Annotated in this window: 25 protein-coding genes; 22 read left to right on the top strand and 3 right to left on the bottom strand. The window is 53.3% G+C overall.

Annotated features, from left to right (window positions below; all coding sequences use genetic code 11):
- Positions 1 to 300: ABC transporter permease subunit (locus tag P3C52_RS17595; protein WP_275556226.1), on the top strand; the 300-nt coding region annotated here is incomplete at its 5' end.
- On the top strand, positions 297 to 1,148 hold the full coding sequence (gene tauD / locus P3C52_RS17590; RefSeq protein ID WP_275556225.1) for a taurine dioxygenase: 852 nt from the start codon (positions 297 to 299) through the stop codon (positions 1,146 to 1,148). The genes P3C52_RS17595 and tauD, both read left to right, overlap by 4 nt.
- A gap of 3 nt (positions 1,149 to 1,151) precedes the next feature.
- On the opposite strand, the gene P3C52_RS17585 is transcribed toward tauD, so the two are convergent.
- Positions 1,152 to 3,332 carry an EAL domain-containing protein gene (locus tag P3C52_RS17585; RefSeq protein WP_275556224.1) on the bottom strand — a complete coding sequence of 727 codons (2,181 nt, stop codon included), beginning with the start codon at positions 3,330 to 3,332 and terminating at the stop codon, positions 1,152 to 1,154.
- A gap of 329 nt (positions 3,333 to 3,661) precedes the next feature.
- Positions 3,662 to 5,563 (bottom strand): ABC transporter ATP-binding protein, encoded by a 1,902-nt coding sequence (locus P3C52_RS17580; protein ID WP_275556223.1) that lies wholly within the window; start codon positions 5,561 to 5,563, stop codon positions 3,662 to 3,664.
- Between the two features lie 123 nt (positions 5,564 to 5,686).
- On the opposite strand from P3C52_RS17580, the gene kefG reads away from it, so the two are divergent.
- The 4 genes from kefG to slyD all read left to right on the top strand — a co-directional run bounded on the left by kefG (position 5,687) and on the right by slyD (position 9,015).
- Positions 5,687 to 6,238, top strand: coding sequence for a glutathione-regulated potassium-efflux system ancillary protein KefG (gene kefG / locus P3C52_RS17575; RefSeq protein ID WP_275556222.1), 552 nt, complete (start codon positions 5,687 to 5,689; stop codon positions 6,236 to 6,238).
- Positions 6,239 to 8,047, top strand: a complete 1,809-nt coding sequence (gene kefB / locus P3C52_RS17570) for a glutathione-regulated potassium-efflux system protein KefB (protein WP_275556221.1) — start codon at positions 6,239 to 6,241, stop codon at positions 8,045 to 8,047.
- Positions 8,048 to 8,076: 29 nt separating this feature from the next.
- Positions 8,077 to 8,271 carry a YheV family putative zinc ribbon protein gene (locus P3C52_RS17565; RefSeq protein ID WP_275556220.1) on the top strand — a complete coding sequence of 65 codons (195 nt, stop codon included), beginning with the start codon at positions 8,077 to 8,079 and terminating at the stop codon, positions 8,269 to 8,271.
- Positions 8,272 to 8,469: 198 nt separating this feature from the next.
- Entirely contained in the window at positions 8,470 to 9,015 is a 546-nt protein-coding gene (gene slyD, locus P3C52_RS17560) for a peptidylprolyl isomerase (protein WP_275556219.1), read from the top strand.
- An 82-nt stretch (positions 9,016 to 9,097) separates the two neighbouring features.
- On the opposite strand, the gene P3C52_RS17555 is transcribed toward slyD, so the two are convergent.
- Positions 9,098 to 9,316, bottom strand: coding sequence for a SlyX family protein (locus P3C52_RS17555; protein WP_275556218.1), 219 nt, complete (start codon positions 9,314 to 9,316; stop codon positions 9,098 to 9,100).
- A 275-nt stretch (positions 9,317 to 9,591) separates the two neighbouring features.
- On the opposite strand from P3C52_RS17555, the gene fkpA reads away from it, so the two are divergent.
- The 16 genes from fkpA to rpoB all read left to right on the top strand — a co-directional run bounded on the left by fkpA (position 9,592) and on the right by rpoB (position 24,946).
- Entirely contained in the window at positions 9,592 to 10,410 is an 819-nt protein-coding gene (fkpA, locus tag P3C52_RS17550; RefSeq protein WP_275556217.1) for an FKBP-type peptidyl-prolyl cis-trans isomerase, read from the top strand.
- A gap of 176 nt (positions 10,411 to 10,586) precedes the next feature.
- A complete protein-coding gene (locus P3C52_RS17545; RefSeq protein ID WP_275556216.1) occupies positions 10,587 to 11,309 on the top strand; it encodes a transcriptional regulator in 723 nt (240 codons plus the stop codon).
- Positions 11,309 to 11,692: a sulfurtransferase complex subunit TusD gene (gene tusD, locus P3C52_RS17540; protein WP_275556215.1), complete on the top strand. Its 384-nt coding sequence runs from the start codon at positions 11,309 to 11,311 to the stop codon at positions 11,690 to 11,692. The genes P3C52_RS17545 and tusD overlap by 1 nt, the downstream gene beginning before the upstream one ends.
- Entirely contained in the window at positions 11,692 to 12,051 is a 360-nt protein-coding gene (gene tusC / locus P3C52_RS17535) for a sulfurtransferase complex subunit TusC (RefSeq protein ID WP_275556214.1), read from the top strand. The genes tusD and tusC overlap by 1 nt, the downstream gene beginning before the upstream one ends.
- A gap of 9 nt (positions 12,052 to 12,060) precedes the next feature.
- On the top strand, positions 12,061 to 12,348 hold the full coding sequence (tusB, locus tag P3C52_RS17530) for a sulfurtransferase complex subunit TusB (protein ID WP_275556213.1): 288 nt from the start codon (positions 12,061 to 12,063) through the stop codon (positions 12,346 to 12,348).
- 125 nt (positions 12,349 to 12,473) lie between these two features.
- On the top strand, positions 12,474 to 12,848 hold the full coding sequence (rpsL, locus tag P3C52_RS17525) for a 30S ribosomal protein S12 (RefSeq protein WP_003852912.1): 375 nt from the start codon (positions 12,474 to 12,476) through the stop codon (positions 12,846 to 12,848).
- 96 nt (positions 12,849 to 12,944) lie between these two features.
- Positions 12,945 to 13,415, top strand: a complete 471-nt coding sequence (rpsG, locus tag P3C52_RS17520) for a 30S ribosomal protein S7 (protein ID WP_038629748.1) — start codon at positions 12,945 to 12,947, stop codon at positions 13,413 to 13,415.
- A 93-nt stretch (positions 13,416 to 13,508) separates the two neighbouring features.
- Positions 13,509 to 15,617, top strand: a complete 2,109-nt coding sequence (fusA, locus tag P3C52_RS17515) for an elongation factor G (protein WP_275556212.1) — start codon at positions 13,509 to 13,511, stop codon at positions 15,615 to 15,617.
- A gap of 68 nt (positions 15,618 to 15,685) precedes the next feature.
- A complete protein-coding gene (gene tuf / locus P3C52_RS17510; protein ID WP_275556211.1) occupies positions 15,686 to 16,870 on the top strand; it encodes an elongation factor Tu in 1,185 nt (394 codons plus the stop codon).
- Positions 16,871 to 17,101: 231 nt separating this feature from the next.
- Positions 17,102 to 17,485, top strand: coding sequence for a preprotein translocase subunit SecE (gene secE, locus P3C52_RS17505; RefSeq protein WP_275556210.1), 384 nt, complete (start codon positions 17,102 to 17,104; stop codon positions 17,483 to 17,485).
- A 1-nt stretch (position 17,486) separates the two neighbouring features.
- The gene (gene nusG, locus P3C52_RS17500) at positions 17,487 to 18,032 is read left to right on the top strand and encodes a transcription termination/antitermination protein NusG (protein WP_038629789.1); all 546 of its coding nucleotides are present in this window, start codon (positions 17,487 to 17,489) and stop codon (positions 18,030 to 18,032) included.
- 150 nt (positions 18,033 to 18,182) lie between these two features.
- A complete protein-coding gene (rplK, locus tag P3C52_RS17495) occupies positions 18,183 to 18,611 on the top strand; it encodes a 50S ribosomal protein L11 (RefSeq protein ID WP_141177998.1) in 429 nt (142 codons plus the stop codon).
- A 3-nt stretch (positions 18,612 to 18,614) separates the two neighbouring features.
- Positions 18,615 to 19,319 (top strand): 50S ribosomal protein L1, encoded by a 705-nt coding sequence (rplA, locus tag P3C52_RS17490; RefSeq protein ID WP_275556209.1) that lies wholly within the window; start codon positions 18,615 to 18,617, stop codon positions 19,317 to 19,319.
- A 347-nt stretch (positions 19,320 to 19,666) separates the two neighbouring features.
- Positions 19,667 to 20,164 carry a 50S ribosomal protein L10 gene (gene rplJ, locus P3C52_RS17485; RefSeq protein ID WP_012772934.1) on the top strand — a complete coding sequence of 166 codons (498 nt, stop codon included), beginning with the start codon at positions 19,667 to 19,669 and terminating at the stop codon, positions 20,162 to 20,164.
- Between the two features lie 62 nt (positions 20,165 to 20,226).
- On the top strand, positions 20,227 to 20,592 hold the full coding sequence (gene rplL / locus P3C52_RS17480) for a 50S ribosomal protein L7/L12 (RefSeq protein ID WP_141178000.1): 366 nt from the start codon (positions 20,227 to 20,229) through the stop codon (positions 20,590 to 20,592).
- A gap of 325 nt (positions 20,593 to 20,917) precedes the next feature.
- On the top strand, positions 20,918 to 24,946 hold the full coding sequence (gene rpoB / locus P3C52_RS17475; protein WP_275556208.1) for a DNA-directed RNA polymerase subunit beta: 4,029 nt from the start codon (positions 20,918 to 20,920) through the stop codon (positions 24,944 to 24,946).
- Positions 24,947 to 25,021 lie beyond the last annotated feature (75 nt).

Here is a 25,021-nt window from a genome sequence, read left to right as displayed (position 1 = left end):
GCGCAAACCGGTCAGAATCTCCGGCAGCGCGCCGGGCAAGATCACCAGCCACAGCAGCTGCCGGAGATTCTGACCGGTTTGCGCATTGGGCTTGGCGTCGGCTGGTCAACGCTGGCGGCGGCGGAGCTGATAGCCGCCACGCGCGGACTGGGTTTTATGGTGCAGTCTGCCGGTGAGTTCCTGGCAACCGATGTGGTACTGGCAGGCATCCTGGTGATTGCGTTAATCGCCTTTGGTTTAGAACTGGGTTTGCGGATGCTACAGCGTCGGCTAACGCCCTGGCATGGAGAATCGCAATGAACGAACGTCTGGATATTACCGCTCTGGGGCCTTATATCGGCGCCCGAATTGATAACCTCGACCTTTCCCGTCCGCTGAGCGACAGTCAGTTCGAGCAGTTGTGGCACGCGCTGATCCGTCATCAGGTGCTGTTCCTGCGCGATCAGCCGCTGACGCCGCATCAGCAGCGGGCGCTGGCCGCGCGCTTCGGCGATTTACATATTCATCCGGTCTATCCGCATGCGGAAGGCGTGGAGGAAATTATCGTGCTGGATACGCATAATGATAATCCGCCCGATAACGATAACTGGCACACCGACGTCACCTTTATCGAGACGCCGCCGGCCGGCGCGATCCTGACGGCGAAACAGGTGCCAGCGCAGGGTGGCGATACGCTGTGGGCCAGCGGTATTGCCGCATTCGAGGCGCTTTCCCAGCCGCTACGCGCATTGCTAAGCGGTTTGCAGGCCGAGCATGATTTTACCAAATCCTTCCCGGAACATAAGCATCGCGCCACGCCGGAGTTACATGCGCGCTGGCGTCAGGCGGCGGCGAACCATCCACCGCTGCTGCATCCGGTGGTGCGCACTCATCCGGTTAGCGGCAGGCAGGCGCTGTTTGTTAATGAGGGATTTACTACGCGTATCGTCGATCTGGCGCCGAAAGAGAGCGATGCGCTGTTGAGTTTTCTCTTCGCACATATTACGAAGCCGGAATTTCAGGTGCGCTGGCGCTGGCGAGCCAATGATGTAGCCATCTGGGATAACCGGGTTACACAGCATTACGCTAACGCCGACTATCTGCCTGCGCGCCGTATTATGCAGCGCGCAACGATATTAGGAGATAAGCCGTTTTATCGGCCTTCCTGAGTATCAGGCAATAGTTTCAAGTCGGGCTGGCTGGCCGGTCAGCCAGCCCTGAACATAATCCACGCCCAGCTCGGTCAGCAGCGCTTTTTGCGCCTCGTTTTCCACATATTCCGCCACCACCGAGATACCTTTTTCCTGGGCAATGTCGCAGATGGATTTGATAATGATGCGATCAAGATTGTCGGTCAGGCTGTTTTTAACGAACAGACCGTCAATCTTAATGATGTCGGCGTTAAGATCTTTTACCCGCTCGTAGTTGGCAAAGCCGGAGCCAAAATCATCCAGGGCAATGCGGAAACCGGCCTGACGTAGCGCCATAATGGCCTCGTGCGCCAGCTGGTTATTGATAAACGTTTGCTCTTCGGTCACTTCAAAAATCACTGCTTCCGGCGGCACGGCAAACTGCCGGAAAAGCGCAATGAACGTGTCGGCGATATTAGGCTCGGTTAGCGTGACCGGCATCAGGTTGATCGCCAGACAAGGCGGCGGATTGTTTTCCGACCGGCGGCGGTGGATAAAGGCTACCGTCTCTTCCGTGACCAGCTTATCGAACGCCACGCCCAGCCGGAACTCAGCAATCAATGGCAGAAAGCGGTCAGGCGTCAACAGCTCGTGATCGGTGGTCAGGCGAGCCAGCACTTCGTAGTAACGCTTATCGTTTTTACAGGCGACAATGGGTTGGGCAAACAGCAAAATATCGCGCTGCGCAATCGCCTGTTTAATTTTCTGCAACAGCAATACCCGTTCGGATACCTGGCCAATTAAGCGGGCATTATCGTTATCCAGTAGCAGTACGCCACCCGCCGCCAGCGCCTGTTCCGCCAGATAGCTAAGCTGCGTGAGCAGATGATAAAGATTGCTTTTCCCGGTGATCAAGCGGCTGGCGATAAAAGCGTAATCGATATCGATCAGCTGCTGATGCCAGAAAATGGGGCGCTTTTTTAGCTCAGCGCGCAGCTGCGTCAGTCGCGCGGCGATCTCTTCTCCCTGCAGCAGCAGCATCACGCCATCGCCGGAAATTTGATAAACCCCTTCATCAGGCCCCAGATATTTTGCGATTTCATCAATGATGCAACGCTTGGTGTAAATACGCATCATTATTCCGTAGTAGTAGCCGAGGAATTTCAGCTGATGCAAATAGAGATAGCAGAGCGTGCCGGATGACTGTTTTTTAATATCCTTCACCATCGCGCGCAGATTAGGACGATGCAGCATCGGATCGGTAAGTGACAGATAAAACGCAATCTGTTGCAGACGATGGCTGTGCCAGTAGCCCGTCGCGATATAAAGCAGGCTAATGGTGAAGGCAATAAAGGTTGAAGAAAGGAAGGTGGCGGCAAAAATAGAATTTATCGGCAGCACATCAAGATTAAAGCGCATCAGCAGCAGGCAGCAGGCCGCCCAAAGCCAGAGAACCAGCTGCGGCCTGAAGCGCATAATACCGTAGGTGAAGGCGACAAAAATGAGCGGCACCAGATAGCTGGAAATCAGGTGGTAATGGAGCGGCGAGCAAAGCAATAACATTAACAACGCCAGCATATTGCACCAGAAAAGCGCGCGCAGACGATCTGCCTTTGTGCCGTTGCCACTAAAAAAACGTCGCGTATGGCGCGGGTTAGCCAGAATCCGTAGAACAAAATAAAACATGATGGTAAACAGCACGGCGGAAAGAATCAGGTTTTGCAGGCTGAGTATGCTGTACATATCCAGCTTTCCGGCAAAATAGCTGCCGGGCAATTCCGGCACCGCGGGCAAATAACGACCAAGACCGGCCAGCAGCAGCAGCGTGAGCGTCGGTGCCAGCGTGTTGAGCAGAATAAGCCTGACGCCAAGCCCCTGGTTACCGGGATCGTAGCGCCACCGGCGGCCAAGATACCGACGCGCCAGCCAACAGGCGATCAACAGCGGCGTCAGGAACGTAAAGGTAAGCGCCGATGCCAGCGACAACGCCGAAAAGCAGAACTGAAAAGTAATAAAGAACGTCAGATAAAGCGGAAGCACCGCCGAACGGCCAAAAATATAGATGGCAGCAATCGCCAGGCCATAGGGCAGGTAGCACAGATAAACGATGCGGTCGTCAATAAGACAGGTCGGCGACAAATAATGAGCGACGGGCGTGAAAAAAAGCAGCAGCAAAAAGGCCGTCAGGTTTTTTTTCAACAGGCTGATGGAAGGCTCTGACACGGTTTACCCTGGATTGAAAGGCAGGCGATACTCACACAGCGTGATAATTTACCTGAATTGAAAACAGACGGTTTTATTCAGGGCGTCATAGTAAGAACAACCTGTTCAACGCACAAGGAAATAAAAAGTAAAAAAATCGCTATAAGTTAGTGATTTATGAAGGGGGTGCTATAAAAAGGATGTGTGGCTGCTGGCTAAAAAATAGCGAAGAGATTCTTTTTATTTGAAAATCGCGTGCCTGCGGCAGAATGTTAACAGCGAGAAAACAAGCAAAAATAAACGGCCTTGTTATACGGAAAAAGCGCTCTGTCCTGACAAGGCCGCCTGTTTTATGAGGCCAGCATCGTTTCCAGCTGCTCCTGCGCATCCAGCCAGGCCATTTCCCGCTCTTCAAGCGCGGATTTGGCCGCAGCCTGCTGTTGGAGAGCGGCGGTCAGATCGGCTTTGCGGGCGGGATCGTAAATCGCCGAGTCAGCCAGTTTCGCCTCTGCTTCCGCCAGCTGGCTGTTAAACTTCTCCATCTCTTTTTCCAGCTTCGCGATCTGCTTACGCAGCGGCTGCGTTTGCGCACGCAGTTCGGCTTCGCGGCGCTTCTGATCCTTACGCGCCTGCGCGCTGTTGCCGTTTTCCGGCTTAGGATCGCTCTCCTGTGCCTGGCGTTTTTGCAGATCGCTGAGCCACTGCTGGTAATCATCCAGATCGCCGGTAAACACTTCGACTTTGCCGTCATGAACCAGATAGAGATCGTCAGTGGTGGAGCGCAACAGATGACGATCGTGCGAAACCACCACCAGCGCGCCTTCAAAATCGATTAGCGCTTCGGTGAGCGCCTGACGCATATCCAGATCGAGATGGTTGGTCGGCTCATCCAGCAGCAGCAGGTTAGGGCGCTGCCAGACAATCAGCGCCAGCACCAGACGCGCCTTCTCACCGCCGGAAAAACGCGCGGTCGGTTCGCTGACTTTATCGCCCTGAAAACCAAAGCCGCCAAGGTAGTCGCGCAGCTGCTGCTCCGGCAGTTTTGGCGCCAGGCGCGCCAGATGCTGCAACGGCGATTCATCTGCCCGTAAGAATTCCAGCTGATGCTGAGCGAAGTATCCCAGCTGTACGCCTTTTGCCAGGCCAATTTCGCCTTTCTGCGGCGCGAGTTCGCCCGCCAGCAGCTTAATCAGCGTCGATTTGCCCGCGCCGTTGCGGCCAAGCAGGCCGATACGCGAACCCGGCACCAGGTTGAGCTTAATGGAGTCGAGAATCACGCGATCGCCGTAGCCCGCCGTGACTTTTTGCATATTCAGCAGTGGATTTGGCAGGTTTTCCGGCGCGCGGAAGCTGAAGCTGAAAGGATTATCAACGTGCGCCGGCGAGATCAGTTCCATACGCTCCAGCATTTTAATGCGGCTCTGCGCCTGCTTTGCCTTACTGGCTTTAGCGCGGAAGCGATCGATATAGCTTTGCAGATGCGAGACTTTACGCTGCTGCTGCTCATACTGCGCCTGCTGCTGCGAGAGTTTGGTGGCGCGCTGCTGCTCGAAGGAGCTGTAGTTGCCGGTATATTCAAACAGGCTTTGCTGTTCGATATGCAGAATTTTATCGACCACCGGATCGAGGAAGTCACGGTCGTGCGAGATCAGGATCAGCGTGCCGTTATAGCTTTTCAGCCAGCGCTCCAGCCAGATCACCGCATCCAGATCGAGGTGGTTGGTAGGTTCATCCAGCAGTAGCAGATCGGAACGGCAGATTAGCGCCTGCGCCAGGTTAAGGCGCATTCGCCAGCCACCGGAAAAATCGCTGACCGGACGCTGCAACTGTTGCTGGCTAAAGCCCAAACCGTGAAGCAGGCTGGCGGCGCGCGCCTGTATGCTCCATGCCTGAATCGCGTCCAGCTTGCCATGCAGCAGGGCAATGGCGTTGCCATCGTTTTTTTCATTGGCGCGCTGTAATTCTGCTTCCAGCTGACGATATTCACGATCGCCGTCAATCACATAGTCGATGGCGGCAACCGGCAGCGCGGGCGTTTCCTGGTTAACCCAGGCCAGCGACCAGTTGCCGGGAAAGCTGACGCTGCCCGCGTCGGCGCTGAGTTCATTCTTTAACAGCGACAGCAGCGTTGATTTACCACAGCCGTTTTTGCCCACCAGCCCCACTTTTTGGCCTGGGTTGATGGTGGCGGTGGCATTGTCCAGCAGCACGCGGGTGCCGCGTCGGATCTGTAACGAGGAGAATACAATCATAGGCGCCGTATCGTCAGAATATGTTAATTTATTGTCATCATAATCAGTCAGGAATCACTGATTCCGTTGTGTCGTGCATGGTAGCGGAAATCCGCCATCATGACGACGATTTGGAGGGGAGAGATGTCACAGCCGCCTAAGGTTTTGCTGCTGTATGCTCACCCGGAATCACAAGATTCGATTGCCAATCGGATCTTGCTGCAACCGGCGCAGCAATTATCACACGTTACCGTACATGACCTGTACGCCCACTATCCCGATTTTTTTATTGATATTCATTATGAACAGCAGCTGCTGCGCGAGCATCAGGTCATTATTTTCCAACATCCTCTCTATACCTATAGCTGTCCGGCTCTGCTGAAAGAGTGGCTGGATCGCGTGCTGGCGCGCGGTTTCGCCAGCGGCGTCGGCGGCAATGCTTTAGAAGGAAAATACTGGCGCAGCGTGATTACCACCGGCGAGCCGGAGACCGCTTATCATCAGGACGGCCTGAACCGCTATCCGATAACGGACATCATGCGCCCCTTTGAACTGACGGCGCAGCTGTGCCGGATGCACTGGCTGACGCCAATGGTGGTCTACTGGGCGCGCCGCCAGCCGCCGGAAATTATGAAAAATTATGCTGAAGCCTATAGCGACTGGCTTTCATCACCTTTGCCTGCGGGAGCGACATAAATGGAAGGCCAAACTTTACTGACGGCGGGCGTGGTCTATCTGTTCGCCGCCGTGGTCGCAGTGCCGATCGCCGCCCGGCTGGGCATTGGCGCGGTGCTGGGCTATTTGCTGGCGGGCATTGCGATCGGCCCGTGGGGGCTTGGCTTTATCAGCGACGTCGAGGAGATTCTGCACTTTTCGGAAATCGGCGTGGTGTTTCTGATGTTCCTGATCGGGCTGGAGCTGAATCCGTCGAAGCTGTGGGCACTGCGGCGTTCGATTTTCGGGGTTGGCGCCGCGCAGGTAATTTTTAGCGCGGCGGTACTGGCCGGGCTGCTGCTGCTCACCGATTTTTCATGGCAGGCGGCGATTATCGGCGGGATCGGCCTGGCGATGTCCTCAACGGCCATGGCGTTACAGCTGATGCGCGATAAGGGCATGAATCGCAGCGAAGCGGGACAGCTGGGCTTTTCCGTTTTGCTGTTTCAGGATCTGGCAGTAATCCCGGCGCTGGCGCTGGTGCCGCTGCTGGCCGGCACCGACAGCGGGCATACTGACTGGATGAAAGTGGGCTTGAAGGTGCTGGCGTTTGCCGGCATGTTGATTGGTGGCAGGCTGCTGTTACGGCCCATTTTCCGATATATCGCCGCTTCCGGCGTGCGTGAAGTCTTTACCGCCGCCTCGCTGCTGCTGGTATTGAGTTCGGCGCTGTTTATGGACGCGCTGGGGCTGTCGATGGCGCTGGGTACCTTTATTTCCGGCATTTTGTTGGCAGAAAGCGAATATCGCCACGAGCTGGAAGTCGCTATCGACCCCTTTAAAGGGCTGCTGCTCGGTCTGTTCTTTATTTCAGTCGGCATGGCGCTGAATCTGGGCGTTCTCTATACCCATATCCTTACGATCCTGGCGGGCGTACTGGTGCTGGTGGCAGTGAAAACGTTGGTGCTTTATCTGCTGGCGCGCATTTATGGCCTGCGCAGCTCAGAGCGTTTGCAATTTGCCAGCGTGCTGAGCCAGGGCGGCGAATTCGCTTTCGTCCTCTTTTCCGCAGCCTCCTCTGTCCGGCTGTTTCAGGGCGATCAGCTGCCGCTGCTGCTGGTGACCGTTACCCTGTCGATGATGACGACGCCGCTGCTGATGCAGGGCGTGGATCGCGTTCTGGTGCGCCGCTTTAACGAGCCGGATGAGCAGGCGGAGAAGCCCTGGGTAGATGACGATCAGCCGCAAGTGATTGTCGTCGGCTTTGGCCGTTTCGGTCAGGTAATTGGACGCCTGCTGATGGCCAATAAAAAGCGTATCACGGTGCTGGAGCGCGATATCAGCGCCGTGAGTTTAATGCGTAAATATGGTTATAAAGTATACTATGGAGACGCCACGGAGCTGGAATTGCTGCGCGCCGCCGGTGCCGCCAGCGCGCAGTCGATTGTGATTACCTGCAACGATCCGCAAGATACGATGACCATTGTTCATCTCTGTCAGCACCATTTTCCCCATTTGCAGATTCTGGCGCGCGCACGTGGGCGCGTGGAGGCCCATGAACTGTTGCAGGCGGGCGTGACGCAATTTTCACGCGAGACCTTTTCCAGCGCGCTGGAACTGGGTCGCAAGACGTTAATGACGCTGGGCATGCATCCGCATCAGGCGCACCGGGCGCAGCAGCATTTTCGGCGTCTGGATATGCGCATGCTGCGTGAACTGATGCCTAACCATGCGGATAACGCGCAGATTTCACGCGTGCGCGAAGCGCGGCGCGAGCTGGAGGATATTTTCCAGCGCGAAATGCAGCAGGAAAAGCGCCAGCCAGATGGCTGGGATGAGTTTGAATCATAAAGATTTGCAGCGAAACGACGGGAAAGATAATGCGTAAACGTTTTATTGCCGATGCGACTTGCCCGCACTGCCAGCAAAAAGACACGCTGGCGATGTGGCAGGAAAATAATATTGATGTGGTGGAGTGCGTGAAATGCGGTCATCAGATGCGCGAAGCGGATAAACAAGTACGCGATCAGATTCGCAGTCAGGAGCAAGTGATCGGTATTTTTCATCCAGAGTAGCGGAACAGCGCAGCTTTTTTTAAGCTTACCCTTACAGCGACACTGAATTCCGTTACAATCGGCATCGTTAACATTGCCTGAGCGTATTGCCCCCAGGGCGCGCAACGGGTCAGCATCTGGATCTTTCTGGTTGGTGTTATTGCACGCAAAAATAGACCAATGAGTCGGGATCAAAGCTCTCAACGGTTAGGAGATATCATGAAAGTAGCAAAAGACCTGGTGGTCAGCCTGGCTTACCAGGTACGTACAGAAGACGGTGTGTTGGTCGACGAGTCTCCGGTGAGCGCGCCGTTGGACTATCTGCACGGTCATGGTTCCCTGATTTCTGGTCTGGAAAAAGCCCTGGAAGATCATGAAGTCGGCGACAAATTCGATGTGCATATCGCCGCGAATGACGCTTATGGTCAGTATGATGACAACCTGGTTCAGCGCGTACCTAAAGATGTTTTTATGGGCGTTGATGAATTACAGGTTGGTATGCGTTTCCTGGCCGAAACCGATCAGGGCCCGGTACCGGTAGAAATCACCGAAGTGGAAGACGATCACGTTGTGGTTGACGGCAACCATATGTTGGCTGGCCAGAACCTGAACTTCCACGTAGAAGTGGTTGCTATCCGTGAAGCCACGCCGGAAGAACTGGCGCATGGCCACGTACACGGCGAGCATGACCATCACCACGATCATGACCACGGTCACGAGCATGGTAAAGGCGGCTGCGGTAACGGCGGTTGTGGCTGCCACTAATCGGCCCGCGATAAAATAATGACAGGGCAGAGGGGCGTTACGTCTCTCTGCCCTTATTATTTTCTGCCGCTATTGGGGTGAATTAATAGTGGGGCGGCGGCGTCTCTTCTGACGGATGCGCAACCATAGAAGGTGCTGCAGCCTTCAGCTTATCGATTAACAGGCGCATTTGTTCGCGCATTTTAGCCATTTCTATTTCATGCTGAACAACGGTCTGATTCAGTTCTTCAATAGACTGCTCCTGAAAAGCGACTTTGCTTTCCAGCAGTTCCAGTTGTTGCTCAAATGTTTTTTGCTGCATGGGCGTTCCTCCGGTTTGCAGATGGCTGGCAGGTTGGATCGCTGTCCGTTTCAGGAAAACCGCTTGCCTTCGCTATAGATCGTCAGATTTTGCCTGTGAAGGTTGAAAAAGCATAGCCCTGGCGTCATATCCATTGAAACTTCCCGACATAAAAAGGGTCGGATGTACGCTTAAGTTTGCCGGGCGGGCATGTTAAGTTGTTCCGCACAGTTATAGTACAGGCTATGGCCTGCAACGATTGCCGGGGTGAGAGGCTTCGGTTTTGGAGATAATGGATGAAATCACTGTTTAAAATCACAATGTTAGCCGCCACGATGGCCGCCGCGCTCAATGCACCGCTGGCATTGGCAGCAGACTCCGCACCGGCTGAACAAGCTGCTCCTCAGGCACCTAAAAATGCGGCTTTCAAAAATGAAAACCAGCAGTCCGCCTACGCGCTGGGCGCTTCACTGGGCCGCTACATGGAAAACTCGCTGAAAGAGCAGGAAAAACTGGGCATTCAGCTGGATAAAGCGCAGCTGATCGCAGGCGTACAGGACGCCTTTGCCGGTAAGAGCAAATTATCCGACCAGGAAATTGAGCAAACCCTGCAGGCCTTCGAAGGCCGCGTGAAGGGAGCTGCACAGGCGAAGATGGAAAAAGACGCGAAAGAGAACGCTGAAAAAGGCGATGCTTACGCGGCGAAATTCGCTAAAGAGAAAGGCGTGAAGAAAACGGATAGCGGCCTGCTCTATCAGGTAGAGAAAGAAGGCAGCGGCGATGCGCCGAAAGATAGCGATACCGTGGTGGTTAACTACAAAGGTATGCTGATTGACGGCACCGAGTTCGACAACTCCTATACTCGCGGCGAGCCGCTCTCTTTCCGTCTTGACGGCGTTATCCCTGGCTGGACGGAAGGCCTGAAACACGTGAAGAAAGGCGGCAAGATCAAGCTGGTGATCCCACCGCAGCTGGCCTATGGTAAAAATGGCGTTCCAGGCATTCCGGCTAACTCTACGCTGGTGTTTGATGTTGAACTTCTGGATATCAAACCTGCGCCGAAAGCCGATGCGCAAGTGCAGGCTCCGGTTGCTGACGATAAGAAAGCTCAGTAATTCCTCTACCGCCGCGTTAACGCGGCGGTTTTGTTTCCGCCGCCAGTCGCTCCCGGCTGGACAAAAATCTGGCATAACCTGCAGACATTTGCCAGACTAGCGCTGCGCAAATTTGTATGATGAGTCTGCCCTGGCCGCGCTGAGACAGGCTCCAGCCAATTAGGGTAATGTCTTTCATGTCTAATCCATTCAATCCAGGCGATCTGACCGATATCGATTTACTGGAACAACATCCGTTTGAGCAAACCGACTATGATATTCTGAAATCGTACGAAGCCGTCGTTGATGGCCTTGCGATGCTAATTGGCTCGCATTGTGAAATCGTGCTGCACTCGCTGGAAGATTTAAAATGCTCTGCGGTGCGCATCGCCAATGGCGAACATACCGGGCGTAAAGTCGGCTCGCCGATTACCGATCTGGCGCTGCGTATGCTGCATGATATGACCGGCGCCGACAGTAACGTCTCACGCGCATACTTTACCCGCGCCAAAAGCGGCGTGCTGATGAAATCGGTGACTATCGCCATCCGTAATCGTCAGCAGCGCGTAATTGGACTGCTCTGCATTAACATGAACCTTGATGTGCCTTTCTCGCAAATCATGTCGACATTTATGCCGCCGGAAACGCCTGACGTCTCTTCGCAGGTCAACTTCGCTTCTTCTGTAGAAGATCTGGTGACGCAGACGCTGGAATTTACTATTGAAGAAGTTAGCGCCGACCGCAATGTAGCGAACAATATGAAGAACCGGCAGATTGTCCTCAACCTGTATGAGAAAGGGATTTTCGATATTAAAGATGCGATTAACCAGGTTGCCGATCGCCTTAATATCTCTAAACACACGGTTTATCTCTACATTCGCCAGTTTAAAAGCGAAGATACGCAGGGGCAGGAGCGCTGATGCGTTATGCGCTGTTGGTCACCGGCCCGGCTTACGGCACGCAGCAGGCGAGCAGCGCACTGCTGTTTGCGCGCGCGTTGTTGGCGGCTGGTCACCAGTTGGAGAGCGTCTTTTTCTATCGCGAAGGCGTCCTTAACGGCAACCAGCTCACGGCGCCAGCCAGCGATGAGTTTGATCTGGTGCGCGCCTGGCAAGGGTTGCAGCAGCAGGGCGTGACGTTAAACATTTGCGTCGCCGCAGCGTTAAGACGCGGCGTGACCGATGAGCAGGAGGCCGCCAGCCTGGGCCTTGCTGCCGCGAACCTCCAGCCCGGATTTCAGCTGGCGGGGCTTGGTGCGCTGGCTGAAGCAGCGCTGACCTGCGACAGAGTGGTACAGTTCTGATGAAATCGATCGCCTTTGTTTTTACCCGCGCGCCACATGGCAACAGCAGTGGACGAGAAGGGCTGGATGCCGCGCTGGCTACGGCGGCGATTTGCGATCGCGTGTCGCTATTTTTTATTGGCGATGGTGTGCTGCAGCTTACGCCCGGCCAACAGCCGGAACAGATTTTGGCGCGTAACTATATCGCGACCTTTGGCGTGCTGCCGCTGTATGACGTCGAAGCGTGTTTTATTTGCGCCGATTCCCTGCGTGAACGCGGCCTGGCGGCTGACAGCCAGCGTGTCCTGGCGGCCGAGGTGCTTGATAGCGCAGCGTTACACGCGCATCTGTCAACGGTCGACCATATCCTGACCTTTTAAGGAGCGCTTATGCTGCATACGCTGATGAGTTCGCCATTCCAGTGTGATTATGCTTTGTTGCTACGTATGCTGCAGCCCGGCGACGATCTGCTGCTTATGCAAGATGGCGTACTGGCGGGTTTAACCGACAATCTTTTACTGCCGCAGCTGCTGGATTCTCCGGCGCGCCTGTGGGTATTGGCGGAGGATGTCGCCGCGCGCGGGTTAGATGCTCAAATTTCGTCCAAAATCGCTGTGATTGACTATAATGATTTCGTCATGCTGACGGTAAAACAACAGCAGCAAATGCCCTGGTGAGCATCAGACGCCTGGTTATTTCTTGACACCTTTTCTACTCAGCCCTAAAATTCTGCGTCCTCGTATTAATACGAGGCGATTTATTACGTGTTTACGAAGCAAAAGCTAAATCCAGGAGCTATTTAATGGCAACAGTTAATCAGCTGGTTCGCAAACCGCGCGTACGCAAAGTTGCTAAAAGCAACGTGCCGGCGCTGGAAGCTTGCCCGCAGAAACGTGGTGTTTGTACTCGTGTGTACACCACTACCCCGAAAAAACCGAACTCCGCGCTGCGTAAAGTCTGCCGTGTTCGTTTAACCAACGGTTTCGAAGTGACTTCCTACATCGGTGGCGAAGGCCACAACCTGCAGGAACACTCCGTAATCCTGATCCGTGGCGGTCGTGTTAAAGACCTGCCAGGTGTGCGTTACCACACCGTTCGTGGCGCGCTTGACTGCTCTGGTGTTAAAGACCGTAAGCAGGCACGCTCCAAGTATGGCGTGAAGAAGCCAAAGGCTTAATGGTTCTCCGTTAAGTAAGGCCAAACGTTTTAACTTAAATGTCAAACTAAACTCGTAGAGTTTTGGACAATCCTGAATTAACAACGGAGTATTTCCATGCCACGTCGTCGCGTCATTGGTCAACGTAAAATTCTGCCAGATCCTAAATTCGGATCTGAGCTGCTGGCCAAATTTGTAAATATCCTGATGGTAGATGGTAAAAAATCTACCGCTGAAGCAATCGTGTATACCGCGCTGGAGACCCTGGCTCAGCGTTCTGGTAAAACCGAACTGGAAGCTTTCGAAGTAGCCCTCGACAACGTACGTCCGACTGTAGAAGTTAAGTCACGTCGCGTTGGTGGTTCTACTTATCAGGTACCGGTTGAAGTCCGTCCGGTCCGTCGTAATGCCCTGGCAATGCGCTGGATCGTAGAAGCTGCTCGTAAACGCGGTGATAAATCGATGGCTCTGCGCCTGGCGAACGAACTTTCTGATGCTGCTGAGAACAAAGGTACTGCAGTGAAGAAACGTGAAGACGTTCACCGTATGGCCGAAGCCAACAAGGCGTTCGCTCACTACCGCTGGTAATAACCGCGTAGTTATTGTTAACCCAGCGGGCGCTCAATTAGCCAACCCGCTGGGGATGACTTATTTTGAACGTCCGAGAATCAGAGGAATCAAATGGCTCGTACAACACCCATTTCACGTTACCGTAACATCGGTATCAGTGCTCACATCGACGCCGGTAAAACCACTACTACCGAGCGTATCCTGTTCTACACCGGTGTTAACCACAAAATCGGTGAAGTGCATGATGGCGCTGCGACCATGGACTGGATGGCTCAGGAGCAGGAACGTGGTATTACCATTACTTCTGCTGCGACCACTGCGTTCTGGTCAGGTATGGCTAAACAGTTTGAGCCGCACCGCATCAACATCATCGACACCCCGGGACACGTTGACTTCACCATCGAAGTTGAACGTTCCATGCGTGTTCTTGACGGTGCAGTAATGGTTTACTGTGCGGTTGGTGGTGTTCAGCCGCAGTCTGAAACCGTATGGCGTCAGGCTAACAAATATAAAGTTCCGCGCATCGCGTTCGTTAACAAAATGGACCGCATGGGCGCTAACTTCCTGAAAGTTGTTGGTCAGATCAAAACCCGTCTGGGTGCAAACCCGGTTCCTCTGCAGCTGGCTATCGGTGCAGAAGAGAAATTCACCGGCGTTGTTGACCTGATCAAAATGAAAGCCATCAACTGGAACGAAGATGATGCTGGCGTGACCTTCGAATACGAAGAGATCCCGGCTGACATGGTTGACCTGGCTGAAGAATGGCATCAGAACCTGATCGAATCTGCAGCTGAAGCTTCTGAAGAGCTGATGGAGAAATACCTCGGCGGCGAAGAGCTGACTGAAGAAGAGATTAAAAAAGCACTGCGTCTGCGCGTGCTGAACAACGAAATTATCCTGGTTACCTGTGGTTCTGCATTTAAGAACAAAGGTGTTCAGGCGATGCTGGATGCAGTTGTTGAGTTCCTGCCAGCACCGACCGACGTACCGGCTATCAAAGGTATCCTGGACGACGGTAAAGATACTCCGGCAGAGCGTCACTCTGACGATAAAGAGCCGTTCTCTGCTCTGGCGTTCAAAATTGCGAACGACCCGTTCGTTGGTAACCTGACCTTCTTCCGCGTCTATTCCGGCGTGGTTAACTCAGGCGACACCGTACTGAACTCTGTGAAATCACAGCGTGAGCGTTTTGGTCGTATCGTACAGATGCACGCCAACAAACGTGAAGAGATCAAAGAAGTTCGTGCAGGCGACATCGCAGCGGCAATCGGTCTGAAAGACGTGATCACCGGTGATACCCTGTGCGATCCGAACAACCCGATCATCCTGGAACGTATGGAGTTCCCGGAGCCGGTTATCTCTATCGCGGTTGAACCGAAAACCAAAGCTGACCAGGAAAAAATGGGTCTGGCTCTGGGCCGTCTGGCGAAAGAAGACCCGTCATTCCGCGTATGGACTGACGAAGAATCTAACCAGACCATCATCGCTGGTATGGGTGAGCTGCACCTCGACATCATCGTTGACCGTATGAAACGCGAGTTCAACGTTGAAGCTAACGTCGGTAAACCGCAGGTTGCTTACCGTGAAACTATCCGCGACACCATTAAAGATGTCGAAGGTAAACACGCGAAACAGTCTGGTGGTCGTGGTCAGTACGGTCACGTTGTGATCGACCTGTACCCGCTGGAGCCGGGCGGCAAAGGCTACGAATTTGTCAACGATATCAAAGGTGGTGTGATTCCTGGCGAATACATCCCTGCGGTTGACAAAGGTATCCAGGAGCAGCTGAAATCTGGTCCGCTGGCTGGTTATCCGGTAGTTGATCTGGGCGTTCGTCTGCACTTTGGTTCTTACCATGATGTGGACTCCTCTGAACTGGCGTTTAAACTGGCTGCGTCTCTGGCGTTTAAAGACGGCTTTAAGAAAGCGAAGCCGGTTCTGCTTGAGCCTATCATGAAGGTTGAAGTTGAAACGCCGGAAGAGAACATGGGTGACGTAATCGGTGACCTGAACCGTCGTCGCGGCATCATCGAAGGTATGGATGACACCGCTACCGGTAAAACCGTTCGCGCTCAGGTACCGCTGTCTGAAATGTTTGGTTATGCTACTGACCTGCGTTCTCAGACCCAGGGCCGTGCTTCTTACTCCATGGAGTTCCTGAAGTACGCGGAAGCGCCGAACAACGTCGCTCAGGCCGTTATTGAATCTCGTAGCAAATAAGCTACGGTTTTAGAATAGTGAACAGATGCCCTCATCAAGGATGAGGGCATAACGTAAGGAATATCGCCATGGCGAAAGAGCAATTTCAGCGTAACAAAACGCACGTCAACGTCGGTACTATCGGCCACGTTGACCACGGTAAAACTACCTTGACTGCAGCTATCACTACCGTTCTGGCGAAAACCTACGGCGGTGCAGCGCGCGCTTTCGATCAGATCGATAACGCGCCGGAAGAAAAAGCGCGTGGTATCACCATCAACACCTCTCACGTTGAATATGACACCCCGACCCGTCACTACGCACACGTTGACTGCCCGGGCCACGCCGACTACGTGAAAAACATGATCACCGGTGCTGCTCAGATGGACGGCGCTATCCTGGTTGTTGCTGCGACTGACGGCCCGATGCCGCAGACCCGTGAGCACATCCTGCTGGGTCGCCAGGTAGGCGTTCCGTACATCATCGTGTTCCTGAACAAATGTGACATGGTTGATGACGAAGAGCTGCTGGAACTGGTTGAAATGGAAGTACGTGACCTGCTGTCACAGTACGACTTCCCGGGCGACGACACCCCGATCGTTCGCGGTTCCGCGCTGAAAGCGCTGGAAGGCGAAGCTGAGTGGGAAGAGAAAATCGTTGAGCTGGCTGGTCACCTGGATACTTACATCCCTGATCCGCAGCGTGCTATCGATCTGCCGTTCCTGCTGCCGATCGAAGACGTATTCTCCATCTCTGGCCGTGGTACCGTTGTTACCGGTCGTGTTGAGCGTGGCGTGATCAAAGTTGGTGAAGAAGTTGAAATCGTTGGTATCAAAGATACCGCGAAATCTACCTGTACCGGCGTTGAAATGTTCCGTAAACTGCTGGACGAAGGCCGTGCTGGTGAGAACGTTGGTGTTCTGCTGCGTGGTATCAAACGTGAAGAGATCGAGCGTGGCCAGGTTCTGGCTAAGCCGGGCTCCATCAAGCCGCACACTCAGTTCGAATCAGAAGTTTATATTCTGTCCAAAGACGAAGGCGGCCGTCACACTCCGTTCTTCAAAGGCTACCGTCCTCAGTTCTACTTCCGTACTACTGACGTGACTGGCACCATCGAACTGCCGGAAGGCGTTGAGATGGTAATGCCGGGCGACAACATCAAAATGGTTGTTACCCTGATCCACCCGATCGCAATGGACGACGGTCTGCGTTTCGCAATCCGTGAAGGCGGCCGCACCGTTGGCGCGGGCGTTGTTGCTAAAGTTCTGGGCTAATCGCCGATAACATTTGACGCAACGTACAAGAAGAGGGCATCATTTGATGCCCTTTTTATACGCTGTAACATAGAACCTGGCTCATCAGTGATTCTTTGCTCATAATCATTGCTGAGACAGGCTCTGTAGCACGGCGTAATCGACCGAGTTACGCCTCGAAAGCTGCATTCGGTTTGGCTGCCTCGCATGCGCGGGGCAAAATTGTTTCTGATTTATGTGGCAGGTTGGTTTATGAGTGCTAATACCGAAGCTCAAGGAAGCGGGCGCGGCCTGGAAGCGATAAAGTGGGTAGTCGTCGCCATTTTGCTGATCGTGGCAATCGTAGGTAACTTCTACTATCGCGAAGTGACCTTACCGCTGCGCGCATTGGCCGTTGTTATTCTGATCGCGGCGGCAGGCGGCATTGCGCTGTTGACGACGAAAGGTAAAGCAACGTTGGCTTTCGCTCGTGAAGCCAGAACCGAAGTGCGCAAAGTTATTTGGCCTACGCGTCAGGAAACGCTGCATACCACCTTAATCGTTGCCGCGGTTACCGCCGTGATGTCACTGATTTTGTGGGGGCTGGATGGTATTCTGGTCCGTCTGGTATCGTTTATCACTGGCCTGAGGTTCTGAGATGTCTGAAGCTCCAAAAAAGCGCTGGTACGTCGTTCAGGCGTTTTCCGGTTTTGAGGCGCGCGTAGCACAGTCGCTGCGTGAGCATATCAAATTGCATAATATGGAAGAGTTGTTTGGCGATGTTATGGTTCCCACCGAAGAAGTTGTGGAGATCCGTGGCGGTCAGCGTCGTAAAAGCGAACGCAAATTCTTCCCAGGCTACGTGCTGGTGCAAATGGTAATGAATGACGCAAGCTGGCACCTGGTGCGCAGTGTTCCGCGCGTTATGGGATTCATTGGCGGTACGTCCGATCGTCCGGCACCGATTAGCGATAAAGAAGTCGATGCGATCATGAACCGTCTGCAACAGGTTGGCGACAAACCGCGTCCGAAAACGCTCTTCGAGCCGGGTGAAATGGTTCGTGTTAATGACGGTCCGTTTGCCGACTTTAATGGCGTGGTAGAAGAGGTTGATTACGAGAAGAGCCGCCTGAAGGTTTCTGTTTCGATTTTCGGCCGTGCCACACCGGTTGAGCTGGATTTCGGCCAGGTAGAAAAAGGCTAAATTACCCGTTCGGATGATCGAATAAGGGTTGCAGGAGGCGCGAAATTGCACTATAATTTCGCGCCTTTTGTTTTTATGTGGCTTTAATGCCATGTGAAAGATTAATCACGGGAAGCCTTAAACGGCGTTATACCCAAAAGAGGAAATATCATGGCTAAGAAAGTACAAGCCTATGTCAAGCTGCAGGTTGCAGCTGGTATGGCTAACCCAAGTCCGCCAGTAGGTCCGGCTCTGGGTCAGCAGGGCGTTAACATCATGGAATTCTGTAAAGCGTTTAACGCCAAAACAGACAGCCTGGAAAAAGGTCTGCCGATTCCTGTTGTTATTACCGTTTATTCTGACCGTTCTTTCACCTTCGTTACCAAAACGCCTCCGGCAGCTGTACTGCTGAAGAAAGCGGCTGGTATCAAGTCTGGTTCCGGCAAGCCGAACAAAGACAAAGTGGGTAAAGTAACCCGTGCTCAGGTACGTGAAATCGCAGAAACCAAAGCTGCGGACATGACTGGTGCTGACGTAGAAGCGATGACTCGCTCTATCGAAGGTACTGCTCGTTCCATGGGCCTGGTAGTGGAGGACTAAGAAATGGCTAAGCTGACCAAGCGCATGCGCGTGATCCGTGACAAAGTTGATTCTACCAAACAGTACGACATCAACGAAGCTGTTGCTCTGCTGAAAGAACTGGCTACCGCTAAATTTGTTGAAAGCGTTGACGTTGCTGTAAACCTCGGCATCGACGCTCGTAAATCTGACCAGAACGTGCGTGGCGCTACTGTACTGCCGCACGGTACTGGTCGCTCTGTACGCGTTGCTGTGTTTGCACAGGGCGCGAACGCTGAAGCTGCTAAAGCAGCTGGCGCAGAGCTGGTAGGTATGGACGATCTGGCTGAGCAGATCAAAAAAGGCGAAATGAACTTTGACGTTGTTATCGCATCTCCTGATGCAATGCGCGTTGTTGGCCAGCTGGGCCAGGTTCTGGGTCCGCGTGGCCTGATGCCGAACCCGAAAGTGGGTACGGTAACGCCGAACGTCGCTGAAGCGGTTAAAAACGCTAAAGCTGGCCAGGTTCGCTACCGCAACGACAAAAACGGCATCATCCATACCACTATCGGTAAGGTTGATTTCGACGCTGACAAACTGAAAGAAAACCTGGAAGCTCTGCTGGTTGCGCTGAAAAAAGCAAAACCGTCTCAGGCGAAAGGCGTGTACATCAAGAAAGTTAGCCTGTCTACCACTATGGGCGCTGGCGTTGCCATCGACCAGACTGGTCTGACTGCAGTGGCGAATTAATAATCGCTTTACGCGGGCGAAAGTTTCCTCTAGAATCTTACGCCCGTTGTTCTGTTAAACAGAACGTCGCCTGATATTTTCTTCTTGACCAGTTTTATTGCTGCGACACAAGAGACGGGCAACAGATTTTCGGTTGGAGCCTGGCCTTATCCAGGCCTCCGTCCAAGACCGCAGGTGTTTCGTAAGGAACTTAATATTCCTGCGTAGACGGTGACAGAGCCTGAAGAATATTTTTATTTTCTGGATTCTGCTCACCGTGTTTTAGCGCCTGGCTTCCTTTCGGTTGCCAGGTGAAGTGAGTTCCGGCGGGAATTTCTCCTCCGGCTAAAATCCAGGAGCAAAAGCTAATGGCATTAAATCTTCAAGACAAACAAGCGATTGTTGCTGAAGTCAGCGAAGTAGCCAAAGGCGCGCTGTCTGCGGTAGTTGCGGATTCTCGTGGCGTAACCGTAGATAAAATGACTGAACTGCGTAAAGCAGGTCGTGAAGCTGGCGTTTACATGCGTGTTGTTCGTAACACCCTGCTGCGCCGCGTCGTAGAAGGTACTCAGTTTGAGTGCCTGAAAGACACGTTTGTTGGTCCGACCCTGATTGCATACTCTATGGAACACCCGGGCGCTGCTGCTCGTCTGTTCAAAGAGTTCGCGAAAGCGAATGCAAAATTTGAGGTCAAAGCTGCAGCCTTTGAAGGTGAGCTGATCCCGGCGGCACAAATTGACCGTCTGGCAACGCTGCCGACCTACGAAGAAGCACTGGCACGTCTGATGTCGACCATGAAAGAAGCCGCTGCCGGCAAACTGGTCCGCACCCTGGCTGCCGTACGCGATGCAAAAGAAGCCGCTTAAGGCCTTCTTTTACTACGCACTTTTACGTACACACTATTTTCTGATTCTTAGGAACAATTGTCATGTCTATCACTAAAGATCAAATTCTGGAAGCAGTAGCCGCTATGTCCGTAATGGAAGTGGTTGAACTGGTTTCCGCTATGGAAGAAAAATTCGGCGTTTCTGCTGCTGCTGCTGTAGCTGTTGCTGCGGGCCCGGCTGAAGCTGCTGAAGAAAAAACTGAGTTCGACGTTGTACTGAAAGCTGTTGGCGCTAACAAAGTTGCTGTTATCAAAGCAGTACGTGGCGCAACTGGCCTGGGCCTGAAAGAAGCGAAAGATCTGGTTGAGTCTGCACCGGCTGCGCTGAAAGAAGGCATCAGCAAAGACGACGCTGAAGCTCTGAAAAAATCTCTGGAAGAAGCTGGCGCTGAAGTTGAAGTTAAATAAGCCAACCCTCCAGGTTGCAGCCTGACTTGTTAGGCTGATGGCTGGTGACTTTTTGGTCACCAGCCTTTTTGCGCTACAGGCCCTCAATGGGGTTTCGCACTGTTTGTCCATTGGGCGTCTTCAATATCTTTTTCTATCGACGACTTAATATACTGCTTCCCTGCAGGGTTCCCTGCCCATGCAAGAGCAATGAAATGATTTAAGAGTGATAGAAAGACGTATTGCGGGGAGTGTCTCGCACTTTCCGGGAAACAAAATAGTGTTGCATGAACTGTCCTTCAGGACGGACAGAGTGGGTCGACTTGTCAGCTAGCTGAGGAACCCTATGGTTTACTCCTATACCGAGAAAAAACGCATTCGTAAGGATTTTGGCAAACGTCCACAGGTTCTGGACGTACCCTATCTCCTTTCTATCCAGCTTGACTCGTTCCAGAAGTTTATCGAGCAAGATCCGGAAGGCCAATATGGTTTGGAAGCTGCTTTCCGTTCCGTATTCCCAATCCAGAGCTATAGCGGCAACTCTGAGCTGCAGTATGTCAGCTACCGCTTAGGCGAACCTGTTTTTGATGTTAAAGAATGTCAGATCCGTGGCGTGACATATTCTGCTCCGCTGCGCGTTAAGCTGCGTCTGGTGATCTACGAGCGCGAAGCGCCGGAAGGCACCGTTAAAGACATCAAAGAACAAGAAGTTTACATGGGCGAAATTCCGCTCATGACCGAAAACGGTACCTTTGTTATCAACGGTACTGAAAGGGTTATCGTTTCTCAGCTGCATCGTAGTCCTGGCGTATTCTTTGACAGCGATAAGGGTAAAACCCACTCTTCGGGTAAAGTGCTGTACAACGCACGTATTATTCCTTACCGCGGTTCATGGCTCGACTTTGAGTTTGACCCGAAAGACAACCTGTTCGTCCGTATTGACCGCCGCCGCAAACTGCCGGCCAGTATCATTCTGCGCGCACTGAACTACACCACTGAACAGATCCTTGACCTGTTCTTCGAAAAAGTGGTGTTTGAAATCCGTGACAACAAGCTGCAGATGGAGCTGGTGCCTGAGCGCCTGCGTGGCGAAACCGCCTCCTTCGATATTGAAGCGAACGGTACGGTCTACGTTGAAAAAGGTCGCCGCATCACCGCGCGTCATATTCGTCAGCTGGAAAAAGATGGCATTCAGCACATCGAAGTCCCGGTGGAATATATCGCAGGCAAAGTGGTTGCTAAAGACTACGTTGATGAAAGCACCGGTGAGCTGATTGTCTCCGCTAACATGGAGCTGTCGCTGGATCTGCTGGCTAAGCTGAGCCAGTCCGGTCACAAACGTATTGAAACGCTGTTTACCAACGATCTGGATCACGGCGCTTATATCTCCGAAACGCTGCGCGTTGACCCAACCAACGATCGCCTGAGCGCGCTGGTTGAGATCTATCGCATGATGCGTCCGGGCGAGCCGCCGACGCGTGAAGCTGCGGAAAACCTGTTCGAGAATCTGTTCTTCTCCGAAGACCGTTACGATCTTTCTGCGGTAGGCCGCATGAAGTTCAACCGTTCTCTGGGTCGCGACGAGATCGAAGGGTCCGGTATCCTGAGCAAAGAAGACATCATTGAAGTGATGAAGAAGCTCATCGGTATCCGTAACGGCCGTGGCGAAGTGGATGATATTGACCACCTCGGCAACCGTCGTATCCGTTCCGTTGGCGAAATGGCTGAAAACCAGTTCCGCGTAGGTCTGGTTCGTGTTGAGCGTGCGGTTAAAGAGCGTCTCTCTTTAGGCGACCTCGATACGCTGATGCCGCAGGATATGATTAACGCTAAGCCGATCTCTGCAGCGGTGAAAGAGTTCTTTGGTTCCAGCCAGCTTTCACAGTTTATGGACCAGAACAACCCGCTGTCTGAGATTACCCATAAGCGTCGTATCTCTGCTCTGGGCCCAGGCGGCTTGACGCGTGAGCGTGCAGGCTTCGAAGTTCGAGACGTACACCCGACGCACTACGGTCGTGTATGTCCAATCGAAACGCCGGAAGGTCCGAACATCGGTCTGATCAACTCGCTGTCCGTGTATGCGCAGACCAACGAATACGGTTTCCTGGAAACCCCGTACCGTCGCGTTATCGACGGCGTGGTAACCGATGAAATTCATTACCTCTCTGCGATTGAAGAGGGTAACTACGTTATCGCTCAGGCGAACACCAACCTCGACGACGAAGGTCACTTCGTAGACGACCTGGTGACTTGCCGTAGCAAAGGCGAATCGAGCCTGTTTAGCCGTGACCAGGTTGACTACATGGACGTTTCCACCCAGCAGGTGGTTTCCGTCGGTGCATCCCTGATCCCGTTCCTGGAACACGATGATGCTAACCGCGCCTTGATGGGTGCGAACATGCAACGTCAGGCGGTTCCGACTCTGCGTGCTGATAAGCCGCTGGTTGGTACCGGTATGGAACGTGCGGTAGCGGTTGACTCCGGTGTAACTGCGGTTGCTAAACGTGGCGGTCTGGTTCAGTACGTCGACGCGTCCCGTATCGTTATCAAAGTTAACGAAGACGAGATGTATCCGGGCGAAGCTGGCATCGACATCTACAACCTGACCAAATATACCCGTTCTAACCAGAACACCTGCATCAACCAGATGCCGTGTGTTTCTCTGGGTGAGCCGGTTGAGCGCGGCGACGTGCTGGCAGACGGTCCGTCCACCGACCTCGGTGAACTGGCGCTGGGTCAGAATATGCGCGTGGCGTTCATGCCGTGGAACGGCTACAACTTCGAAGACTCCATTCTGGTCTCCGAGCGCGTAGTACAGGAAGATCGCTTTACCACCATTCATATTCAGGAACTGGCATGCGTGTCGCGTGACACCAAGCTGGGGCCAGAAGAGATCACTGCTGATATCCCGAACGTGGGTGAAGCAGCGCTCTCCAAACTGGATGAATCCGGTATCGTTTATATCGGTGCGGAAGTGACCGGCGGCGACATTCTGGTTGGTAAGGTAACGCCGAAAGGTGAAACCCAGCTGACGCCAGAAGAAAAACTGCTGCGTGCGATCTTCGGTGAGAAAGCGTCTGACGTTAAAGACTCTTCTCTGCGTGTACCGAACGGCGTTTCCGGTACCGTTATCGACGTGCAGGTCTTTACCCGCGATGGCGTGGAAAAAGACAAGCGCGCGCTGGAAATCGAAGAGATGCAGCTGAAGCAGGCGAAGAAAGACCTGACTGAAGAATTGCAGATCCTTGAAGCTGGCCTGTTTGCCCGTATTCACTCCGTGCTGGTTTCTGGCGGTGTGGAAGCGGAAAAACTGGACAAGCTGCCGCGCGAGCGTTGGCTGGAACTGGGCCTGACCGACGAGCAGAAACAGAATCAGCTGGAGCAGCTGGCTGAGCAGTACGATGAGCTGAAGCACGAGTTTGAGAAGAAACTTGAAGCCAAGCGCCGCAAAATCACTCAGGGCGATGACCTGGCACCGGGCGTGCTGAAAATCGTTAAAGTGTATCTGGCCGTTAAACGTCAGATCCAGCCTGGTGACAAGATGGCAGGTCGTCACGGGAACAAAGGTGTTATCTCTAAGATCAACCCGATCGAAGATATGCCTTACGATGAGAACGGCACGCCGGTCGATATCGTACTGAACCCGCTGGGCGTACCGTCTCGTATGAACATCGGTCAGATTCTGGAAACGCACCTGGGCATGGCGGCCAAAGGCATTGGCGACAAGATCAATGCGATGCTGAAGAAGCAGGAAGAAGTGGCCAAGCTGCGTGAGTTTATCCAGCGTGCTTACGATCTGGGCGCCGACGTTCGTCAGCGTGTTGATCTGAACACCTTCTCTGATGATGAAGTGCTGCGTCTGGCTGAAAACCTGAAAAAAGGTATGCCGATCGCAACGCCGGTGTTTGATGGCGCGAAAGAAAGCGAAATCAAAGAGCTGTTACAGCTTGGCGATCTGCCGACTTCTGGCCAGATCACCCTGTTTGATGGTCGTACTGGCGAGCAGTTCGAGCGTCCGGTTACCGTTGGCTACATGTACATGCTGAAACTCAACCACCTGGTTGATGACAAGATGCACGCACGTTCTACCGGCTCTTACAGCCTCGTTACTCAGCAGCCGCTGGGTGGTAAGGCGCAGTTCGGTGGTCAGCGCTTCGGTGAGATGGAAGTGTGGGCGCTGGAAGCATACGGCGCAGCTTACACATTGCAGGAAATGCTCACCGTTAAGTCTGATGACGTTAACGGTCGTACCAAGATGTATAAGAACATCGTGGACGGCAACCATCAGATGGAACCGGGCATGCCGGAATCCTTCAACGTACTGTTGAAAGAGATCCGCTCGCTGGGTATCAACATCGAGCTGGAAGACGAGTAACAGCCGCAAGGTAACACTCGCATTCGTACTGGTTACAAGAGAGTTCGGCCTTTGGGCCGGGCTCTCTTGAGAAGT

It is taken from the genome of Mixta sp. Marseille-Q2659, assembly GCF_940807255.1.
Taxonomy (GTDB): Bacteria; Pseudomonadota; Gammaproteobacteria; order Enterobacterales; family Enterobacteriaceae; genus Mixta.
Note: the sequence above shows the minus strand (reverse complement) of the source record. Positions and strands in the feature narration are given on the sequence as shown.

Coding starts and splice junctions, on each gene's coding strand:
- tauD (WP_275556225.1), top strand. CDS start 297: ATGAACGAACGTCTGGATATTACCGCTCTGGGGCCTTATATCGGCGCC.
- P3C52_RS17580 (WP_275556223.1), bottom strand. CDS start 5,563: ATGATTGTATTCTCCTCGTTACAGATCCGACGCGGCACCCGCGTGCTG.
- kefG (WP_275556222.1), top strand. CDS start 5,687: ATGTCACAGCCGCCTAAGGTTTTGCTGCTGTATGCTCACCCGGAATCA.
- kefB (WP_275556221.1), top strand. CDS start 6,239: ATGGAAGGCCAAACTTTACTGACGGCGGGCGTGGTCTATCTGTTCGCC.
- P3C52_RS17565 (WP_275556220.1), top strand. CDS start 8,077: ATGCGTAAACGTTTTATTGCCGATGCGACTTGCCCGCACTGCCAGCAA.
- slyD (WP_275556219.1), top strand. CDS start 8,470: ATGAAAGTAGCAAAAGACCTGGTGGTCAGCCTGGCTTACCAGGTACGT.
- P3C52_RS17555 (WP_275556218.1), bottom strand. CDS start 9,316: ATGCAGCAAAAAACATTTGAGCAACAACTGGAACTGCTGGAAAGCAAA.
- fkpA (WP_275556217.1), top strand. CDS start 9,592: ATGAAATCACTGTTTAAAATCACAATGTTAGCCGCCACGATGGCCGCC.
- P3C52_RS17545 (WP_275556216.1), top strand. CDS start 10,587: ATGTCTAATCCATTCAATCCAGGCGATCTGACCGATATCGATTTACTG.
- tusD (WP_275556215.1), top strand. CDS start 11,309: ATGCGTTATGCGCTGTTGGTCACCGGCCCGGCTTACGGCACGCAGCAG.
- tusC (WP_275556214.1), top strand. CDS start 11,692: ATGAAATCGATCGCCTTTGTTTTTACCCGCGCGCCACATGGCAACAGC.
- tusB (WP_275556213.1), top strand. CDS start 12,061: ATGCTGCATACGCTGATGAGTTCGCCATTCCAGTGTGATTATGCTTTG.
- rpsL (WP_003852912.1), top strand. CDS start 12,474: ATGGCAACAGTTAATCAGCTGGTTCGCAAACCGCGCGTACGCAAAGTT.
- rpsG (WP_038629748.1), top strand. CDS start 12,945: ATGCCACGTCGTCGCGTCATTGGTCAACGTAAAATTCTGCCAGATCCT.
- fusA (WP_275556212.1), top strand. CDS start 13,509: ATGGCTCGTACAACACCCATTTCACGTTACCGTAACATCGGTATCAGT.
- tuf (WP_275556211.1), top strand. CDS start 15,686: ATGGCGAAAGAGCAATTTCAGCGTAACAAAACGCACGTCAACGTCGGT.
- secE (WP_275556210.1), top strand. CDS start 17,102: ATGAGTGCTAATACCGAAGCTCAAGGAAGCGGGCGCGGCCTGGAAGCG.
- nusG (WP_038629789.1), top strand. CDS start 17,487: ATGTCTGAAGCTCCAAAAAAGCGCTGGTACGTCGTTCAGGCGTTTTCC.
- rplK (WP_141177998.1), top strand. CDS start 18,183: ATGGCTAAGAAAGTACAAGCCTATGTCAAGCTGCAGGTTGCAGCTGGT.
- rplA (WP_275556209.1), top strand. CDS start 18,615: ATGGCTAAGCTGACCAAGCGCATGCGCGTGATCCGTGACAAAGTTGAT.
- rplJ (WP_012772934.1), top strand. CDS start 19,667: ATGGCATTAAATCTTCAAGACAAACAAGCGATTGTTGCTGAAGTCAGC.
- rplL (WP_141178000.1), top strand. CDS start 20,227: ATGTCTATCACTAAAGATCAAATTCTGGAAGCAGTAGCCGCTATGTCC.
- rpoB (WP_275556208.1), top strand. CDS start 20,918: ATGGTTTACTCCTATACCGAGAAAAAACGCATTCGTAAGGATTTTGGC.